This window comes from Pseudomonas fildesensis (assembly GCF_001050345.1).
In the GTDB taxonomy this organism is placed as follows: Bacteria; Pseudomonadota; Gammaproteobacteria; order Pseudomonadales; family Pseudomonadaceae; genus Aquipseudomonas; species Aquipseudomonas fildesensis.
This window is the reverse complement of sequence record NZ_LFMW01000018.1, coordinates 47,340-65,695: the sequence shown is the minus strand read 5'-3', so window position 1 is coordinate 65,695 and position 18,356 is coordinate 47,340. Positions and strand designations below refer to the sequence as shown.

At 60.8% G+C, this 18,356-nt stretch carries 16 protein-coding genes and 1 pseudogene; 12 read left to right on the top strand and 5 right to left on the bottom strand.

Annotation, left to right across the window (positions count from 1 at the left end):
- Positions 1 to 24: 24 nt before the first annotated feature.
- Positions 25 to 876 carry a glycine betaine ABC transporter substrate-binding protein gene (locus ACR52_RS23330; protein ID WP_048729974.1) on the bottom strand — a complete coding sequence of 284 codons (852 nt, stop codon included), beginning with the start codon at positions 874 to 876 and terminating at the stop codon, positions 25 to 27.
- Between the two features lie 332 nt (positions 877 to 1,208).
- Between ACR52_RS23330 and ACR52_RS23325 the strand changes: the two genes are divergently transcribed.
- Complete coding sequence (locus ACR52_RS23325) at positions 1,209 to 2,762, top strand: glycoside hydrolase family 17 protein (RefSeq protein WP_048730161.1); 1,554 nt, start codon at positions 1,209 to 1,211, stop codon at positions 2,760 to 2,762.
- 1,034 nt (positions 2,763 to 3,796) lie between these two features.
- Here ACR52_RS23325 and ACR52_RS23320 read toward each other — a convergent pair.
- The gene (locus tag ACR52_RS23320; RefSeq protein WP_048729972.1) at positions 3,797 to 4,165 is read right to left on the bottom strand and encodes a hypothetical protein; all 369 of its coding nucleotides are present in this window, start codon (positions 4,163 to 4,165) and stop codon (positions 3,797 to 3,799) included.
- Positions 4,166 to 4,400: 235 nt separating this feature from the next.
- On the opposite strand from ACR52_RS23320, the gene ACR52_RS23315 reads away from it, so the two are divergent.
- Together ACR52_RS23315 and ACR52_RS23310 are read left to right on the top strand one after the other, a co-directional pair.
- Positions 4,401 to 5,699 carry an alpha/beta hydrolase family protein gene (locus tag ACR52_RS23315; RefSeq protein WP_048729971.1) on the top strand — a complete coding sequence of 433 codons (1,299 nt, stop codon included), beginning with the start codon at positions 4,401 to 4,403 and terminating at the stop codon, positions 5,697 to 5,699.
- Positions 5,692 to 6,480 carry an MlaA family lipoprotein gene (locus ACR52_RS23310; RefSeq protein ID WP_048729969.1) on the top strand — a complete coding sequence of 263 codons (789 nt, stop codon included), beginning with the start codon at positions 5,692 to 5,694 and terminating at the stop codon, positions 6,478 to 6,480. Before ACR52_RS23315 ends, ACR52_RS23310 begins: the two co-directional genes overlap by 8 nt.
- Before the next feature lie 53 nt (positions 6,481 to 6,533).
- Here the strand turns inward: ACR52_RS23310 and ACR52_RS23305 are convergent, their stop codons facing one another.
- Positions 6,534 to 7,448, bottom strand: a complete 915-nt coding sequence (locus tag ACR52_RS23305; protein WP_048729967.1) for a DUF808 domain-containing protein — start codon at positions 7,446 to 7,448, stop codon at positions 6,534 to 6,536.
- Positions 7,449 to 7,738: 290 nt separating this feature from the next.
- On the opposite strand from ACR52_RS23305, the gene ACR52_RS23300 reads away from it, so the two are divergent.
- On the top strand, positions 7,739 to 8,344 hold the full coding sequence (locus ACR52_RS23300) for a TetR/AcrR family transcriptional regulator (RefSeq protein WP_048729964.1): 606 nt from the start codon (positions 7,739 to 7,741) through the stop codon (positions 8,342 to 8,344).
- A 117-nt stretch (positions 8,345 to 8,461) separates the two neighbouring features.
- Here the strand turns inward: ACR52_RS23300 and ACR52_RS23295 are convergent, their stop codons facing one another.
- On the bottom strand, positions 8,462 to 8,902 hold the full coding sequence (locus ACR52_RS23295; RefSeq protein ID WP_048729961.1) for a GlcG/HbpS family heme-binding protein: 441 nt from the start codon (positions 8,900 to 8,902) through the stop codon (positions 8,462 to 8,464).
- A gap of 256 nt (positions 8,903 to 9,158) precedes the next feature.
- Between ACR52_RS23295 and gcl the strand changes: the two genes are divergently transcribed.
- From gcl to ACR52_RS23255, 8 genes and pseudogenes are all read left to right on the top strand, one after another.
- On the top strand, positions 9,159 to 10,934 hold the full coding sequence (gene gcl / locus ACR52_RS23290; RefSeq protein WP_048729960.1) for a glyoxylate carboligase: 1,776 nt from the start codon (positions 9,159 to 9,161) through the stop codon (positions 10,932 to 10,934).
- Positions 10,935 to 10,944: 10 nt separating this feature from the next.
- Positions 10,945 to 11,727: a hydroxypyruvate isomerase gene (hyi, locus tag ACR52_RS23285; protein WP_048729957.1), complete on the top strand. Its 783-nt coding sequence runs from the start codon at positions 10,945 to 10,947 to the stop codon at positions 11,725 to 11,727.
- Between the two features lie 187 nt (positions 11,728 to 11,914).
- Positions 11,915 to 12,805, top strand: a complete 891-nt coding sequence (locus ACR52_RS23280) for a 2-hydroxy-3-oxopropionate reductase (protein ID WP_048729955.1) — start codon at positions 11,915 to 11,917, stop codon at positions 12,803 to 12,805.
- Positions 12,806 to 12,988: 183 nt separating this feature from the next.
- On the top strand, positions 12,989 to 14,269 hold the full coding sequence (locus ACR52_RS23275) for a glycerate kinase type-2 family protein (protein ID WP_048729953.1): 1,281 nt from the start codon (positions 12,989 to 12,991) through the stop codon (positions 14,267 to 14,269).
- Between the two features lie 46 nt (positions 14,270 to 14,315).
- Positions 14,316 to 14,507: pseudogene (locus ACR52_RS23270) on the top strand (pyruvate kinase alpha/beta domain-containing protein); the annotation flags it as partial.
- A gap of 138 nt (positions 14,508 to 14,645) precedes the next feature.
- Positions 14,646 to 15,521 carry an urea transporter gene (locus ACR52_RS23265; RefSeq protein WP_048729948.1) on the top strand — a complete coding sequence of 292 codons (876 nt, stop codon included), beginning with the start codon at positions 14,646 to 14,648 and terminating at the stop codon, positions 15,519 to 15,521.
- Positions 15,522 to 15,552: 31 nt separating this feature from the next.
- Positions 15,553 to 16,377: an ion transporter gene (locus ACR52_RS23260; protein ID WP_048729945.1), complete on the top strand. Its 825-nt coding sequence runs from the start codon at positions 15,553 to 15,555 to the stop codon at positions 16,375 to 16,377.
- Between the two features lie 105 nt (positions 16,378 to 16,482).
- The gene (locus ACR52_RS23255) at positions 16,483 to 17,487 is read left to right on the top strand and encodes a sulfate ABC transporter substrate-binding protein (protein ID WP_048729942.1); all 1,005 of its coding nucleotides are present in this window, start codon (positions 16,483 to 16,485) and stop codon (positions 17,485 to 17,487) included.
- A 134-nt stretch (positions 17,488 to 17,621) separates the two neighbouring features.
- Here ACR52_RS23255 and ACR52_RS23250 read toward each other — a convergent pair whose 3' ends face one another.
- Positions 17,622 to 18,236, bottom strand: a complete 615-nt coding sequence (locus ACR52_RS23250; RefSeq protein WP_048729940.1) for a DUF5666 domain-containing protein — start codon at positions 18,234 to 18,236, stop codon at positions 17,622 to 17,624.
- Between the last annotated feature and the right edge of the window lie 120 nt (positions 18,237 to 18,356).

Here is an 18,356-nt window from a genome sequence, read left to right as displayed (position 1 = left end):
GCAAGCCCCCTCCCACAGGTGGTGTTATTTAGCGAGCCACTCAGCCACTCGCTCAGGGTGCTTGGCTACCCAATCCTTGGCGGCGGCATCCGGCTTGGCGCCTTCCTGGATGGCGAGCATGACTTCGCCGATTTCATCCTTGGAGGCCCACTGGAACTTCTTCAGGAACGCCACGACTTCCGGCGCTTTCTTCTCCAGGCCCTTGCTGCCGATACTGTTGACGGTTTCAGCAGCACCGTAAATCCCTTTTGGATCGTCCAGGAACCGCAGTTTCCACTTGGCGAACATCCAGTGTGGTACCCAACCGGTGACCGCAATGGATTCCTGTTTGTCTTCGGCACGGGTCAGTTCGGCGATCATCGCAGCGCCGGAGCTGGCTTGCAGCTTGTAGTCCAGGCCATAGGCCTTGATGGCTTCGTCGGTCTTGAGCATCACGCCTGAACCGGCGTCGATACCGACGATTTTGTTCTTGAAGGTGGTGTCGGTCTTGAGGTCTTCGATGGACTTGGCCTTGACGTACTCCGGCACGATCAAGCCGATCTTCGCATCCTTGAAGTTGGGGCCGTAGTCGACCACTTTGTCCTTGTTCTTGGTCCAGTACTCACCGTGGGTCACAGGCAGCCAGGCCGACAGCATCGCGTCGAGTTTGCCGGTGGCGACACCCTGCCACATGATCCCGGTGGCGACCGCTTGCAGTTTCACGTCATAACCGAGCTTTTGCTTGATCACCTCTGCCGCCACGTGTGTGGTGGCAACGCTGTCGGACCAACCATCCACGTAGCCGATGCTCAGGGTTTTGCTGTCGGCGCTGGCCAGTGTGGAGCTCATCGCAACTACCAGAGTGGCAGCTGCGCCCAAGAGTCGTCGCATCTTCATCGTACTTCCCCGAAAGTGCTGCGCCCGACGGATGTCGAGCGACGTCAACCTGTTGTTATGTGGTGCACCGCGCGCCCTTCACGCGCATCGATCCGGTGGCGGCGGCATCAGTGGAGTGCTGACACTTCGATCATCAACCTGCCGGGGTCTTCGACCTGCTCTGTCAGCGACCTCAGGTAAGCAAGAAACGACATCACATCGCCAGCAAGCCGTTTTGTAGGACATACCGTCCAAATCCCGCCCGAACTTTGCATGTCTAAATTATGCAGCCCCACTGGGACGGCCTGAATCCGGGTAAGATGCGCGCCTTTGCTCCCCCAGATAAGCCGACCATGCCCGCGAATGCCCGCTTCCCTGCCCTGCCCTATTTCTTCGCCTTGATCCTCGGCCTGCTGGCCCTTGTCGGCTACTGGTACGGCCTTGGCCGGCCAGTCGTGTTGCCGGACGTCGCCAGCGCCAGCCACAAGCTGCAATGTGCGTCCTACACGCCGTTCGACAAGGACCAATCACCCTTCGACCAGCCGTTCACGCTGCGCCCCGAGCGCATGGACGCCGACCTGGCCCTGCTGGCCACCCGTTTCGAATGCATCCGCACCTACTCCATGACCGGCCTGGAAGCCTTGCCGGACCTGGCGCGCAAGCATGGGTTGAAGTTGATGACCGGTGCCTGGGTCAGCAGTGACCCGGTGGCGACTGAAAAGGAAGTCGACCTGCTGATCGCATCGGCCAACGCCAACCCGGATGTGGTGACCTCGGTGATCGTCGGCAACGAAGCCCTGCTGCGCAAGGAAGTTACGGCCACGCAGTTGGTGAGGCTGATCCATAAAGTCAAAAGCCAGATCAAGCAGCCGGTCACCTACGCCGACGTCTGGGAGTTCTGGCTGCAACACCCGGAAATCGCACCGGCGGTGGACTTCCTGACGATTCACCTGCTGCCGTACTGGGAAGATGACCCGTCGGGCATCGACCAGGCGCTCAAGCATGTCGGCGATGTACGCCAGACGTTCGGCAACAAGTTCGCGCCCAAGGACGTGATGATCGGCGAAACCGGCTGGCCCAGCGAAGGCCGCCAGCGCGAAACTGCCGTACCGAGCCGGGTCAATGAGGCCAAATTCATGCGCGGTTTCGTGGCCATGGCCGAAGCCAATGGCTGGCATTACAACCTGATCGAAGCCTTTGACCAGCCGTGGAAGCGTGCCAGTGAGGGTGCCGTCGGCGGTTACTGGGGCTTGTTCGATGCAGATCGCCAGGACAAGGGCATCCTCGCCGGCCCGGTGACCAACGTGCCGTACTGGCCGCTTTGGTTGGGCGTCGGCGGGATTATTCTGCTGGGCACGTTGGTGCTGGGTGGGCGTGTTCGCACAACCCGTGCCGCGTTTGCCCTGCCGCTGCTGGGTGCAGTGGCAGCCTGTTCGATTGGCACCTGGGCCGAACTGACCCGCGTGACCGCGCGCTTCAACGACGAATGGGTCTGGGCCGGATTGCTGATGGTGTTGAACCTGCTGGTACTGGCCCACGCCGCCCTGGCCCTGAGTGCCCGGGACGGTTGGCGCGAGCGGGCCTTCAACTGGCTGGAGCAACGTGCGGGCTGGCTGGTGGCAATCGCCGGGTTTGCCGGTGCCGTGATGATGCTGGCGCTGGTGTTTGACCCGCGCTACCGCAGCTTCCCGAGTGCGGCGCTGGTGCTGCCGGCCCTGGTGTACCTGGTTCGCCCGGTGACCGGGCCACGGAGGGAGATTGCGCTGCTGGCCTTCATTATCGGTGCGGGCATTGCGCCGCAGCTGTACCGCGAAGGGTTGCTGAACCAGCAGGCATGGGGTTGGGCGCTGGTCAGTGTATTGATGGTTGTGGCGTTGTGGCGGTGCTTGCGGGTGCGCAAGGGTTAAGGTCGCTATCGCAGGCGTTGCGGGACCGCTGTGTGCATATCCGTTGTTTCGGCAACGGCCTCCTATGGTTCCGCCCTTACGGCGGGTCACTTTTGGAAAAGAGCCCGGAATGCCGGCCCAGCCAAAAGTAACCAAAAGGGCTCTTGCCCCACCACTCGGCACCTCGCTTAGGCTCGGTGTGCCCTCACTCCGGCATCACGAAGCGGGCCGCCGCGACGGGGCGTCCCTGCCCCGTCGCGGCTAAACCGGCGTCCTGCCGGTTTACCCGCTCCGTAATACCTGCGTTCGGCCAGCGTGGTTAACGGGGCGCCTAAGATCAAGATCAAGAACAGATCAAAAGCAGAGCACGGCGGCCTGGTAGCCGACCTGAGTGGTGTAGGTCAAAAGCAAAGCCGAGGCGGCCTGACAGCCGACCTGATACCGGAAGCCGATCTCGGTTTATGTGGGAGGGGCGGTGCGAAGATTCGACTTGCTCCCCATTGCAGTGTGTCAGCCAGCTTATTTATAGCTGACCCACTGCAATGGGGAGCAAGTCGAGTCGTTGCAACGCACCCGCCTCCCACATTTGGATCTCCATACATCAAATCAAAAGCACACCGCCGCTGTTGATCTGGCCTTTGCTTCTACCACTCAGGTCGGCTACTAGGCCGCCGTGCTCTGCTTTTGATCTGCTGTTGATCTTGATCTGAAGCGCCCCGTTAACCACGCTGGCCGCACGCAGGTTTGAATCCGTGGGTAACCCGGCAGGACGCCGGGTTAGCCGCGCTGGGCCAAGGATGGCCCATCGCGGCGGCCCACGGATTCAAGCCTGCGTGCGGGCACACCGAGCCTAGGCGAGGTGCCGAGTGGTGGGGCGAAGACCTTTTGGTTACTTTTGGGTCTTTCCAAAAGTGACCCGCTGTAAGAGCGGAACCATAGGAGGCCGTCGCCTAAATAACGGATATACACTCAATCAACCTACAGAACACAGCCAACCCGGAACCCGCCACGAGAACAAGCTCCCTGGCCACAGGTTCAGTTGCAGTGATGCCCTATCAGCCGATGCGAGCCCCCCTGACCAACCGCAACCCCGCAATCACCACCGCAAACACCGCAAAGGTGGTGTTGTACAACGCCAGCGCCGGCAACCCGAACACCAGCGCCAACACCGCCAACCCCCACCCCGAACGGCCCGGCACAACAAACGCCAACACCGACGTGATCAGCGCCGCCCAGCCCAACACCTTGAAGTGAATCATCAAGCCCAGGTTCGAACGCACCTGGCATTCCCAGCGGCTGGCCTCATCGGCACAGATGCCGACCCACTGGCCATCCTCCATAAAGCCGTAACGTGCGCCATAACTGGCGGCGAGCCATAACGGCAGGGCAATAAGCAGCAGGATCAGCGGTAAGCGACGGGACATGGGGCACTCCGATAGGCAAAAACGGCGCTCAGCTTAATGCGACGGCGGCCGTTAGCAAGGCGCATATACACAATTAGTGTTCACCTTTGCGTGCCAAAGTGTATCGTCTGGCTACTATTACCCCGATTCCGACGTTTTTTCCGACTTTTCGTGCCGAAGGCTGGCACTTCGGTGGCAACGCGGTGGTCATAGCCTGCGAACTTCATTAAGCACGTTTCCTCTTAGGGATTAAGTCATGCTCCGTTCCTTGCGCTGTGCTGCCTTGCTGGGCAGCCTTTTTTTGAGTGCGTCAGCACTGGCCGTCGATATCGACCAGGCCAGCTATGGCTACCCTTTGACCAATCCGTTCGAAGCGACCATCGCGACCACCCCGCCTGACCTTCGGCCCACGTTGCCGACCGATGACGAGATCAACCAATCCGACTACACCCTGAACATGCGCCCCGAGCGCGAGTTCAGCCTGCCGGACAACTTCTGGGCAGTGAAGAAACTCACTTACCGCATTGCCAAGCAGGATCGCGCCGCACCGCTGATTTTCCTCATTGCCGGCACCGGCGCGCGGTTTGACAGCAGCATCAACGAATACCTGAAAAAGCTGTATTACCAGGCTGGCTACCATGTAGTGCAACTGTCGTCGCCCACCAGCTTCGACTTCATCAGCGCCGCCTCGCGCTTCGCCACACCGGGCGTGACCCAGGAAGACGCCGAAGACATGTACCGCGTGATGCAGGCCGTGCGTGCACAAAACGCCTCGCTGCCGGTCACCGACTTCTACCTCACCGGCTACAGCCTCGGCGCGCTGGACGCGGCGTTTGTCAGCAAGCTCGACGAGACCCGCCGCAGCTTCAACTTCAAGAAAGTGCTGCTGCTCAACCCGCCGGTCAACCTGTATACCTCGATCACCAACCTCGACAAGCTGGTACAGACCGAGGTCAAGGGCATCAACAACACCACCACTTTTTATGAGCTGGTGCTTAACAAGCTGACCCGCTACTTCCAGCAAAAGGGCTACATCGACCTCAACGATGCCCTGCTCTACGACTTCCAGAACTCCAAGCAGCACCTGACCAACGAACAGATGGCCATGCTGATCGGCACCTCGTTCCGCTTCTCGGCCGCCGACATCGCCTTCACGTCGGACCTGATCAACCGCCGCGGCCTGATCATCCCGCCGAAGTACCCGATCACCGAAGGCACCAGCCTCACGCCATTCCTCAAGCGTGCGCTGCAATGCGACTTCGACTGCTACCTCACCGAGCAAGTGATCCCGATGTGGCGCGCGCGCTCCGACGGCGGCAGCCTGTTGCAGCTGATCGATCAGGTCAGCCTGTACGCCCTCAAGGACTACCTGCACGACAGCCCGAAAATCGCCGTCATGCACAACGCCGACGATGTGATCCTCGGCCCGGGCGACCTCGGCTTTTTGCGTAAAACCTTCGGCGATCGCTTGACCGTCTACCCGCTGGGCGGCCATTGCGGCAACCTCAATTACCGCGTCAACGCCGACGCCATGCTGGAGTTTTTCCGTGGCTAAATATCTTCTGTTGCTTGCCGCCCTTATGTGCGCAGGCGTGGCCAATGCCGACAACAGCAAGGCCCACGCGCCCACCGTCGTGGGCACCGACGGTTTCAAAGAGCCGCTGACCAAGCTCAAGTTCAACCCGGGCCTGGACCAGCGCGAGTTCGAGCGTTCGTCGCTCACAGCACTCAACGTGTACGACCCGCTGGAGTCGTGGAACCGCCGCGTGTACCACTTCAACTACCGCTTCGACCAATGGGTGTTCCTGCCCGTGGTCGATGGTTACCGCTACGTCACGCCGAGCTTCCTGCGCACCGGTGTGAGCAACTTCTTCAACAACCTGGGCGACGTGCCCAACCTGATGAACAGCCTGCTGCAGCTCAAGGGCCACCGTTCCCTGGAAACCACCGGGCGTCTGCTGGTCAACACCACCATCGGCATCGCCGGCCTGTGGGACCCGGCTACCGCCATGGGCCTGCCACGCCAGAGTGAAGACTTCGGCCAGACCCTGGGCTTCTACGGCGTACCCGGCGGCGCGTACCTGGTACTGCCGATCTTCGGTCCGTCGAACCTGCGCGACACCGGCGGCCTGCTGGTCGACTACACAGCGGAATCGCAGATCAACTTCCTGAACGTCTCCGAAGTCAGCTCCAACCACCCGGAAATCTGGGCCCTGCGCGCGGTCGACAAGCGCTACCAGACCAGCTTCCGCTACGGTCAGATGAACTCACCGTTTGAGTATGAGAAGGTGCGGTATATCTACACGGAATCGCGCAAGTTGCAGATAGCCGAGTAAACGCCCACAAAAAAGGCCATTCAATTGAATGGCCTTTTTTTATGCGCGCAATTTCAAGCTTTCAGGGCTTTCCAGGTCTTGCCGACCGCACTGACCACCACCAACACAATCGCCCCCGCAATAATCCCCGCCACCGCATTGAGCAGCGTCGGCATCAACCACGCCAGCCCACCCGTGCTCTGGCTCACCGTCTCGATCCAGTGATGCACCACCGGCACCCCATGGGTGAGGATGCCGCCACCGACCATAAACATCGCCGCCGTGCCGATCACCGACAGGCTTTTCATCATGTATGGCGCGGCCCGCAGAATTGCGCCGCCGATGCTGCGCGCCATCTGGCCCGGCTTCTGGGTCAGCCACAGTCCCAAGTCGTCCAGTTTGACGATACCGGCGACCAGCCCGTAGACGCCCACAGTCATGACAATGGCGATGCCCGACAGCACGATAACCTGCTGCATCAGCGGCGCGTCGGCCACGGTGCCCAGGGTGATGGCGATGATTTCCGCCGAGAGGATGAAGTCGGTGCGAATGGCGCCCTTGATCTTGTCCTTCTCAAACGCCACCAGATCGGTTGCAGGATCGGCCACGGCTTCTGCCAACTGCGCATGTTCAGCCTGATCTTCGGCCTTGCTGTGCAGAAACTTGTGGGCGAGCTTCTCGAAGCCTTCGAAACACAGGTAGGCACCGCCCAGCATCAACAGCGGCGTGACGGCCCAGGGGGCAAACGCGCTGATCAGCAGTGCGGTGGGCACCAGGATCAGTTTGTTGATAAACGAACCCTTGGCCACCGCCCACACCACGGGAATTTCCCGCTCGGCACGCACACCGGAAACCTGCTGGGCGTTGAGCGCCAGGTCATCGCCGAGCACGCCGGCGGTCTTCTTCGCGGCCATTTTTGTCATCAGTGCAACATCGTCGAGTACCGCGGCGATATCGTCGATCAAAACCAACAAGCTGCTTCCTGCCATGAATCGGGCATCCGTAAAAGAGAGATGCGCGAGCATAGCGCGGCGCAGAGCTTTGCGGGCGCATTGTTGAGGCTCGCGGATAGCCGGTGCTACCATGCGCAACCGCCTGTCCAGGCAAGGAAACCGCCCGTGCTCAGTTTCATAGATATGTTTCTCTTTTGGCGAGTGGCTGTTGCCGTCAGGCAAGAAGCCGCGACGACTCATAGCTCGCTATGCAGAGGAGCGGCGACGCAGCATGGCGGCAACAGACGCCGTCAAAAAGAAACAGTATCTGTGAGACTGAGCACTTTATGAGCACCATTCGCGAGCGCAACAAAGAAAAGATCCTGCGGGCGGCGAGCGAGGAGTTTGCCGACAAGGGCTTCGCCGCGACCAAAACCAGCGATATCGCCGCCAAGGCCGGGTTGCCAAAGCCCAACGTCTATTACTACTTCAAGTCCAAGGACAACCTCTATCGCGAGGTGCTCGAAAGCATTATCGAGCCGATCCTGGCCGCGTCCACGCCGTTCAACCCGGAGGGCGAACCTTCGGTGGTGCTGAGCAACTACATCCGCTCGAAAATCCGCATATCCCGTGACCTGCCCTTCGCCTCCAAGGTGTTCGCCAGCGAAATCATGCACGGCGCGCCGCACCTGAGCGCCGAGCAGGTCGAGCAGCTCAACGCCCAGGCCAAGCACAACATCAACTGCATCCAGACCTGGGTGGATCGCGGCCTGATCGCGGCGATTGACCCCAATCACCTGATGTTCAGCATCTGGGCAGCGACGCAGACATATGCGGATTTTGACTGGCAGATTTCGGCGGTGACCGGCAAGGCCAAGCTGGATGAAGCGGATTATGAGGCGGCGGCGCAGACGATTATTCGGCTGGTGCTCAAGGGCTGCACCCCCGACTGATACACCGCGCGGCCTGTGCCAATCGGGAGCAAGCCCCCTCCCACATTTTGATCTGCGAACACGGTCAAATGTGGGAGGGGGCTTGCTCCCGATGAGGCCCTTGAAGTGCGCCAAAAATCAGGCCGACACGCCCGCATCCGCCAACAACCCCACCCCCTCGATCGCCGTGATCGCACACTGCTCATCAATATCCGACGTATCCCCGCTGATCCCGATGGCTCCCAGCACCACCCCCTCCTGATTCCGAATCAACACCCCACCCGGCGCCGGTACCACGCTGCCCTGCCCCAGGCTATTCAACGCTGCGATAAACGCTGGCCGCTGCTGCGCATCCAACGCCAGTAACCGTGAGCCCTTGCCCAGCGCAATCGCGCCCCAGGCCTTGCCGATGGCGATTTGCGGGCGCAGCAGGCTGGCGCCGTCTTCCCGTTGCAAGGTGATCAAGTGGCCGCCGCTGTCGAGCACCGCGATGGTCAGCGGCGCGGCTGAAATCGTGCGGCCTGCGGTGATGGCCTGGCTGGCCAGGTGGGTGGCGATTTTCAAGGTTAAAGCGCTCATGGTGCCGTCCTCATCTTGTTATGGGTAAAGCGGTGGAGACCTGTTGGATCAGATACTCGATCAAACAAATAGAACACAATGACATATGTTTTTGTATACAATATTTTCGAACAAACCCTCCATACGTCGAAAAAATGCCTTCCGACGAACGTAAAGGCCAACGAATAAAATGCATTGACCTGCGCCGCTCGCCGTGAATACACTTTGGACAGACACCACTTGTATACAATTACAAAACGCAAGAGGCACCAAAAACATGAGCAAAATGAGAGCAATCGAAGCCGCTGTCCTGGTGATGCGCCGTGAAGGGGTCGACACTGCCTTCGGTATCCCGGGCGCCGCGATCAACCCGCTGTATTCGGCCTTGCAGAAGGTCGGTGGCATCGATCACGTCCTTGCTCGCCACGTTGAAGGCGCCTCGCACATGGCCGAGGGCTACACCCGCACCAAGGCCGGCAATATCGGCGTGTGCATCGGCACGTCGGGCCCGGCGGGCACCGACATGGTGACCGGCCTCTACAGCGCCTCAGCCGACTCAATCCCGATCCTGTGCATCACCGGGCAAGCGCCCCGCGCTCGCATGCACAAGGAAGACTTCCAGGCCGTCGACATCACCAGCATCGTCAAGCCGGTGACCAAGTGGGCGACCACCGTCCTCGAACCCGGCCAGGTGCCCTACGCCTTCCAGAAAGCCTTTTATGAAATGCGCTCCGGCCGCCCTGGCCCGGTGCTGATCGACCTGCCGTTCGACGTGCAGATGGCCGAGATCGAATTCGACATCGACGCCTACCAACCGCTGCCCCTGGCAAAGCCGCTGGCCACGCGCATCCAGGTGGAAAAAGCCCTGGCCCTGCTCGACCAGGCCGAGCGCCCGTTGCTGGTGAGCGGTGGTGGCGTGATCAACGCCGACGCCAGCGAGCTGCTGGTGGAGTTTGCTGAACTGACCGGCATCCCGGTGATCCCGACCCTGATGGGCTGGGGCACCATCCCGGATGATCACCCGCAAATGGTGGGCATGGTCGGCCTGCAAACCTCGCACCGTTATGGCAACGCGACGATGCTCAAATCGGACGTGGTGCTCGGCATCGGCAACCGCTGGGCCAACCGCCACACCGGTTCGGTGGAGGTGTACACCGAAGGGCGCAAGTTCATTCACGTCGACATTGAGCCGACGCAGATTGGCCGCGTGTTTACGCCGGACCTGGGCATTGTGTCCGACGCCGGTGCCGCGCTGACGATGTTCATTGAAGTCGCCCGCGAATGGAAAGCCGCCGGCAAGCTCAAGGACCGCAGCGCCTGGCTGCATGATTGCCAACAGCGCAAAGCCACCCTGCACCGCAAGACACACTTCGACAACGTGCCGGTCAAGCCGCAACGTGTGTACGAAGAGATGAATCAGGTGTTCGGAAAAGACACCTGCTACGTCAGCACCATCGGCCTGTCACAGATTGCCGGCGCGCAGTTCCTGCATGTGTATAAACCTCGCCACTGGATCAACTGCGGCCAGGCCGGCCCACTGGGCTGGACCATTCCGGCAGCGCTGGGCGTGGTCAAGGCGGATCCGACCCGAAAAGTGGTCGCGCTGTCCGGCGACTATGACTTCCAGTTCATGATCGAAGAGCTGGCGGTGGGCGCGCAGTTCAAGCTGCCGTACATCCACGTCGTGGTGAACAACTCCTACCTCGGCTTGATTCGCCAGGCCCAGCGCGGTTTCGAAATGGACTACTGCGTGCAGTTGTCTTTCGACAACCTCAACGCCCCGGAACTTAACGGCTATGGCGTGGACCATGTCCCGGTCGCCGAAGGTCTGGGTTGCAAGGCCCTGCGCGTGTTCGAACCGGGCCAGATCCAGCCGGCGTTGCGCAAGGCGCAGGCAATGATCGAAGAATTCAAGGTGCCGGTGATCGTTGAGATTATTCTGGAGCGTGTGACCAATATTTCCATGGGCACCGAGATCAACGCCGTCAATGAATTCGAAGATCTGGCCCTGGTCGGCAACGATGCGCCGACTGCCATTTCCCTGCTCGATTAAGGAGAACCCTATGCCGCGCTTTGCTGCCAACCTGTCCATGCTGTTTACCGAGCAGGATTTTCTTGCTCGCTTCAAAGCGGCCGCCGATGCCGGCTTCGAAGGTGTCGAGTACCTGTTCCCGTACGAATTCAGCTCTGCCGAAATCAAGGCGCAACTCGATGCCCACGGCCTGACCCAAGTGCTGTTCAACCTGCCGGCCGGTGACTGGGCCAAGGGCGAGCGCGGCCTGGCGTGCCACCCGGACCGGGTCGAGGAGTTCGGCGCCGGGGTCAACCTGGCCATCGCCTACGCCCAGGTGCTGGGCAATACTCAGATCAACTGCCTGGCGGGCATCCGGCCACAGGGTGTTGACGATGAAACCCTGGAAAAGACCTTTGTCGCCAACCTCAAGTACGCCGCTGACAAGCTGCAAGCGGTGGGCATCAAGCTGGTGATGGAGGCGATCAACACTCGCGACATCCCAGGTTTCTATCTGAACAACACGGCGCAGGCCCTGTCGATTCGCGAGCAAGTGGGCAGCGCCAACCTGTTCCTGCAATACGACATTTATCACATGCAAATCATGGAAGGCGACCTCGCCCGAACCATGGCCGCGCACCTGGGTGAGATCAACCACATTCAATTGGCCGACAACCCAGGGCGCAACGAGCCGGGCACCGGTGAGATCAACTACCGCTTCCTGTTCGAGCATTTGGACCGCATCGGTTACCAGGGTTGGGTCGGCTGTGAATACAAGCCGTTGACCACCACCGAAGCGGGTTTGGGTTGGCTCAAAACCCATAACGCTATCTGACTCCCACAACACAAAACCCATGTGGGAGGGGCGGTGCGACGACTCGACTTGCTCCCGATGGTCTTTCATTCAACATTTTCGTCGACTGATACACAGCTATCGGGAGCAAGCCCCCTCCCACATTTGGATCTCCTGTGTTTGGCAGGCCGAGTCAGCACTGTGCATCTAATAAAAAGAGGATTTCAACATGGCTAAAATCGGATTTATCGGCACTGGCATCATGGGCCAACCCATGGCCGAGAACCTGCAGAAAGCCGGTCATCAACTGTTCCTGTCCGAACACCACGGCAAGGCGCCGCAGGCACTGATCGACGCCGGCGCCGTGGCCCTGGCCAACCCGCAGCAAGTGGCCCAGGAAGCCGAGTTCATCATCGTCATGGTGCCCGACACCCCACAGGTCGATGACGTGCTGTTCCGCGCCGACGGTGTGGCTGCCGGCCTGTCGCCAAACAAAGTGGTGATCGACATGAGTTCGATCTCGCCGACCGCCACCAAGGCCTTCGCCGCGAAGATCAACGAGACCGGCGCGCAGTACCTTGACGCACCGGTGTCCGGCGGTGAAGTCGGCGCCAAGGCCGGCACTCTGAGCATCATGATCGGAGGTGAGCCGCAGACCTTCGAACGCGCGCTGCCGCTGTTCCAGAGCATGGGCAAAAACATCACATTGGTCGGCAGCAATGGCGATGGCCAGACCGCCAAGGTCGCCAACCAGATCATCGTCGCGCTGAATATCCAGGCGGTGGCCGAAGCGCTGCTGTTCGCTGCGAAAAACGGCGCCGACCCGGCCAAGGTGCGTGAAGCGCTGATGGGCGGCTTTGCTTCATCGAAGATCCTCGAAGTGCATGGCGAACGCATGATCAAGGGCACCTTCGATCCAGGTTTCCGCATCAACCTGCACCAGAAAGACCTGAACCTGGCGCTCGCCGGGGCCAAGGAACTGGGAATCAACCTGCCGAACACCGCCGGCACCCAGCAAGTGTTCAGCACCTGCACCGCGATTGGTGGCGGCAATTGGGACCACTCCGCGCTGATAAAGGGCCTGGAGCATATGGCAAATTTTTCGATTCGCGATAAGTAAGCCCCACCGCTGATCGTTCCCACGCTCTGCGTGGTAATGCCTCTTGTGACGCTCTGCGTCACGCTTTGTGACGCGGAGCGTCCCGGGCTGCATTCCCACGCAGAGCGTGGGAACGATCAGCGCGGAGTGTGGGAACGATCAGCGATGTATTTCCAATAATAAGAATTCTCCGGGAGCCCGCTTATGTCGGTCGATCCGCAACACCTGCTTCGCGAGCTGTTTGCCACAGCCATCGACGCCGCCCACCCCCGGCAAGTCCTTGAACCCTATCTGCCCGCCGACCGCAGCGGCCGTGTGATCGTGATCGGTGCCGGCAAGGCTGCGGCCGCGATGGCGCTGGTGGTGGAAAACTGCTGGCAGGGTGACGTCTCGGGCCTGGTGGTCACCCGCTACGGCCACGGCGCGCCCTGCCAGAAAATCGAAGTGGTCGAAGCCGCTCATCCGGTACCCGACGCGGCCGGCCAGGCTGTGGCCAAGCGCGTGCTGGCGCTGATCAGCAACCTGAGCGAAGACGACCGCGTGATCTTCCTGCTGTCCGGCGGCGGCTCTGCGCTGCTGGCCTTGCCCGCCGAAGGCATCACCCTGGCCGACAAGCAAGCCATCAACAAAGCCCTGCTCAAATCCGGCGCCACCATTGGCGAGATGAATTGCGTGCGCAAGCACCTCTCGGCGATCAAGGGCGGCCGGCTGGCCAAGGCATCGTGGCCGGCGACGGTGTACACCTACGCGATCTCCGATGTACCGGGCGACCAGGCCACGGTGATTGCGTCGGGCCCGACTGTGGGCGACCCGAGCACCTCGCAACAGGCCCTGGCGATTCTCAAGCGCTATGGCATCGAAGTCTCGGCATCCGTGCGCAACTGGTTGCAAAACCCGGCCTCTGAGACCGTCAAACCCGGCGACCCGATGCTCACGCGCAGTCACTTCCAATTGATCGCGCGCCCGCAACAATCCCTGGAAGCGGTGGCCGTGAAAGTGCGCCAGGCCGGGTTCAGCCCGCTGATCCTCGGCGACCTCGAAGGCGAAGCGCGGGACGTGGCCAAGGTACACGCCGGCATCGCGCGTCAAATTGTGCAGCACGGCCAGCCACTGGCGGCGCCCTGCGTGATCCTGTCCGGCGGCGAAACCACCGTGACCGTGCGCGGCGACGGCCGTGGCGGGCGCAATGCGGAATTCCTGCTGAGCCTCACCGACAGCCTCAAGGGCCTGCCCGGCGTATACGCCCTGGCCGGTGACACCGACGGCATCGACGGCTCGGAAGACAACGCCGGCGCAATCATGACCCCCGCCAGTTACGCCCGCGCCGAAGCCCTGGGCCTGTCGGCCAGCGACGAGTTGGACAACAACAATGGCTACGGCTACTTCGCCGCCCTCGACGGCTTGATCATCACCGAGCCGACCCGTACCAACGTCAACGACTTCCGCGCCATTCTGATTCTTGAGACTGCCAAACATGACGCCTGACAAGAAAGTCAAAATCCTCGCCACCCTGGGCCCGACCACCAACGGTAGTGTGGCGTGGGGCGTGCATTCGGTGGTCAATGACCGGCTGCGCCAGGTGGACGAGGTGTGCTCCACGGCGCTGGAAATTGCCCAGGCCCAGGGGATGGCGCAGCGCGGGGATACGTTGGTGATTACGGCGGGGGTGCCGTTCGGGCAGCCGGGGTCGACCAACTCTTTGCGTATAGAGACGCTGATTTAGCACCTGTAGATGCCCCATCGGGAGCAAGCCCCCTCCCACACTTGATTGGGTTCACATCTTTATATTTGTGAATGCAGTCCAATGTGGGAGGGGGCTTGCTCCCGATGGGGCCAACTCGGTCCCACTGACTCACTAAAAATGCACAACCCATCCTGTCCCGACTGGGCCGAAGCCCTGCTCAACGGCTTCAGCCAGATTTTCCTGCAGCGCCAGCCGCTGTGCGGTTTGCTGTGCCTGCTGGCCATCCTGATCGGTGCCCCGGCGTTGCTCGGCGGCGCGTTGTTGGGTGGAGTCGCCGGTTTGCTCACGGCCCAGCGCCGGGGTTATCCCAAGGCCGAACGCCAGGCCGGCCTCTATAGCTACAACGGCGTGCTGCTGGGCGTGTTGATCAGCCAGCATTTCGCCTGGTCGGCCTTGTTACCACCGCTGATCCTGGCATGTGGCGGCTTGAGTGCGATCCTCACGCGGCAGTGGTTGAAACACGCCACCCAACCAGACGACCTGCCGGCCTACACCGCACCTTTTGTCGGCCTGGGCTGGTTGCTGATGGGCAGCGTGCCAGAGAGCACGTTTACCCTGAGCGAACCCGACACCCTGGCCCTCCTCACTGCACCTTTTACCGGGCTGGCGCAGATCATGTTGCTGGATCAGCCCCTTGCCGGCGCCCTGATCGCGCTGGGCCTGTGGCTGGCCAACCGCCGAGCGGCACTGTGGGCATTGGGCGGTGCCATCACCGGCGTGCTGGTCGCTCTGCTGCTGGATGAAACCGCCAGCGCCCTCCTCGGCCTGCACAGTTACAATCCGGCGCTGGCCGCACTGGCGTTGAGCCAGGCACGTCGCCAACCCTGGCTGCCTCTGTTCGGCATGCTGCTGGCGATCATCCTCACCCCCGGCTTTGCAGCCCTGCACCTGCCAGCGCTGACCGCACCGTTTATCCTCGCCTGCTGGCTGGTGCGCGCCAGCCGCCGAGTGCTGCAGAAACCTCGCATGGACAGCCCCTTCGAATCCCCCTAGGCTTGCTCGACATTTGATTCAGGCGGGTTTTATGGACAGCAACAACGACTGGCGTCAGCGGCTCTACGTCATGGTTTTTCAAAGCGACACGGTCGCCGGGCGACGCTTTGACGGCATCCTGCTGCTGACCATCCTCGCCAGCCTGGTGATCGTGATGCTCGACAGCATCGACCAGGTGCACCAGAACTACGCCGATGTGCTGGCCTACATCGAATGGGGCTTCACGCTGGTCTTCCTGATTGAGTACGGCCTGCGCCTGTATTGCTCACCCAAGCCGTTGCGCTATGCCTTCAGCTTTTATGGGCTGGTGGACTTGCTGGCCATCGTCCCCGGCATCCTCGCGCTGTATTACAGCGACGCGCAGTACCTGCTGATCATCCGCATCATCCGGATGCTGCGCATATTCCGTGTGCTCAAGCTCAGCCCGTACCTCAAGCAGGCCAACTACCTGATGGCGGCGCTGCGCGGCAGCAAGCAGAAGATCGTGGTGTTCCTGGTGAGCGTGTGCACCCTGGTGACGGTGTTCGGCACCTTGATGTACGTGATCGAAGGCCCGGAACACGGCTTTACCAGCATCCCCAAGGGCATCTACTGGGCAATCGTGACCCTGACCACGGTGGGCTTTGGCGATATCGTGCCGAAGACGCCGCTGGGCCAGGTGATTTCGTCGCTGGTGATGATCACCGGTTACTCGATCATCGCCGTGCCCACCGGGATTTTCACCGCCGAGCTGGCCAGTGCCATGCGCGGTGAACAGCTGCAAACCGACTGCCCGGTGTGCAAGAAAGACAGCCATGAGCCCAACGCGGCGTTTTGCTCACGCTGTGGCAACAATCTTTTTCATAAAGTGGAATAAGCAAAGTACGTTTTAATCTTTAAGCGTCTATGCAGGCCCGGCTATAGTCGCTGGCAAAGTGCCCTCACTCAATCGACAACCTTCTCGAACAACAAGGAATGAGCAGTGAAAAAACTCGTTAGCGCCTCTCTCCTGGCCGCCGGCCTTGCCCTGGCGGGCGCCGTTCAGGCCGCACCGGTCACCCTGCTCAACGTCTCCTACGACGTAATGCGCGATTTCTACAAGGACTACAACGCAGCGTTCCAGAAGCAGTGGGAGACCAAGCACCCGGACGACAAGCTGACGCTGCAGATGTCTTTCGGCGGCTCCAGCAAACAAGCGCGCTCGGTGATCGACGGCCTGCCGGCTGACGTGATCACCATGAACATGGCCACCGACATCAACGCCTTGGTCGACAACGGCAAACTGGTGCCGGACAACTGGGTCACCCGCCTGCCGAACAACAGCGCGCCATTCACCTCGGCCACTGTATTTATCGTGCGCAAAGGTAACCCGAAGGCCCTGAAAGACTGGCCGGACCTGCTCAAAGATGGCGTGCAAGTGATCGTACCTAATCCGAAAACCTCGGGTAACGGCCGCTACACCTACCTGTCGGCCTGGGGCTACGTGCTGAAAAACGGTGGCGATGAAAACAAGGCCAAGGCCTTTGTCGGCAAGCTGTTCAAGCAAGCGCCTGTGCTGGACACCGGTGGCCGTGCCGCCACCACCACGTTCATGACCAACCAGATCGGCGACGTGCTGGTGACCTTTGAAAACGAAGCGGAAATGATCGCCCGAGAATTCGGCCGTGATCAGTTCGAAGTGATCTACCCAAGCGTCTCCGCTGAAGCAGAGCCGCCGGTCTCGGTAGTCGACAAGGTGGTCGACAAGAAAGGCACCCGCGTTGCGGCCGAGGAATACCTGAAGTACCTGTGGTCGCCGGAAGGCCAGGAAATCGCCGCCAACAACTACCTGCGCCCACGCGATCCGAAGGTACTGGCCAAGTACACCGACCGTTTCCCGAAAGTCGACTTCCTGTCGGTGGAGAAGACCTTTGGTGACTGGCGCACCGTGCAGAAGACCCACTTCAATGATGGTGGGGTGTTTGACCAGATTTATTCCGGTCAATAATAACTGAACAAACGCGGTAAAAAATGTGGGAGCGGGCTTGCTCGCGAAAGCGGTGGTTCAGTCGATTGATTCGGTGACTGACACTCCGCCTTCGCGAGCAAGCCCGCTCCCACATTGGGTTTTATGCTTGGCAGTTACATCGGCGGCGTCACGCCATCCTTGCCGGCTGAAATCGCCTGGGCGGTGATCGTCCCGTCCGCCCCTTGCGCCGCAAACAACACCACCTTCACCCCCGCCTTGAGCAAACTGCGATCCCCTGGCTCCAGGTTGACGATCGGTACATCCTCCGGCACCACAATCTTCTGCTCGCCGCCCTTGTACTTGACGGTCAGGGTGCGCCCGTTGCTGACCACCAGGTCGCCGACGGTGCCGTTGGTCATGCTGCTGCCTTCCTTCAAGTCAAACGCGCGGTGCCCGTCGCCGGTGCCGGCCATGGCCGGTGGGAACACGTGGATTTCCAGGGCAGTCAGGGTGCCGTCGGCATTCGGCATGGCGGCCGAGCCAATGTAGCTACCGGGTTTGATCTGGTCGATTTTGGCCAGGGTGACGGCGCGGACCTGGGTGTCCTTCGTCAGGTGCACGGTGACGTCTTCACCGCTGTTGACCTTGACGTGCATCGCGTCGCCGTCCATCGCAGTGATGGCGCCGCGTACACCGACGCGCGGGGCATCGGCAGCGTGGGCCAGCCCGACAGCCATGGCCGCAGCAAGGCTTGAAGCCAGGAGCATCTTGTTCAATGTGATTTTCATGGCGCTGCATTTCCTGTTTCGGCAGTTGTGTCTGAATGTATCATTGCTCTTCGACCCAAAAGTTAACGTTTCAGTCATCAATTCCCGGCATGAATGTTATCAACGCAAGCGGCCTACTCG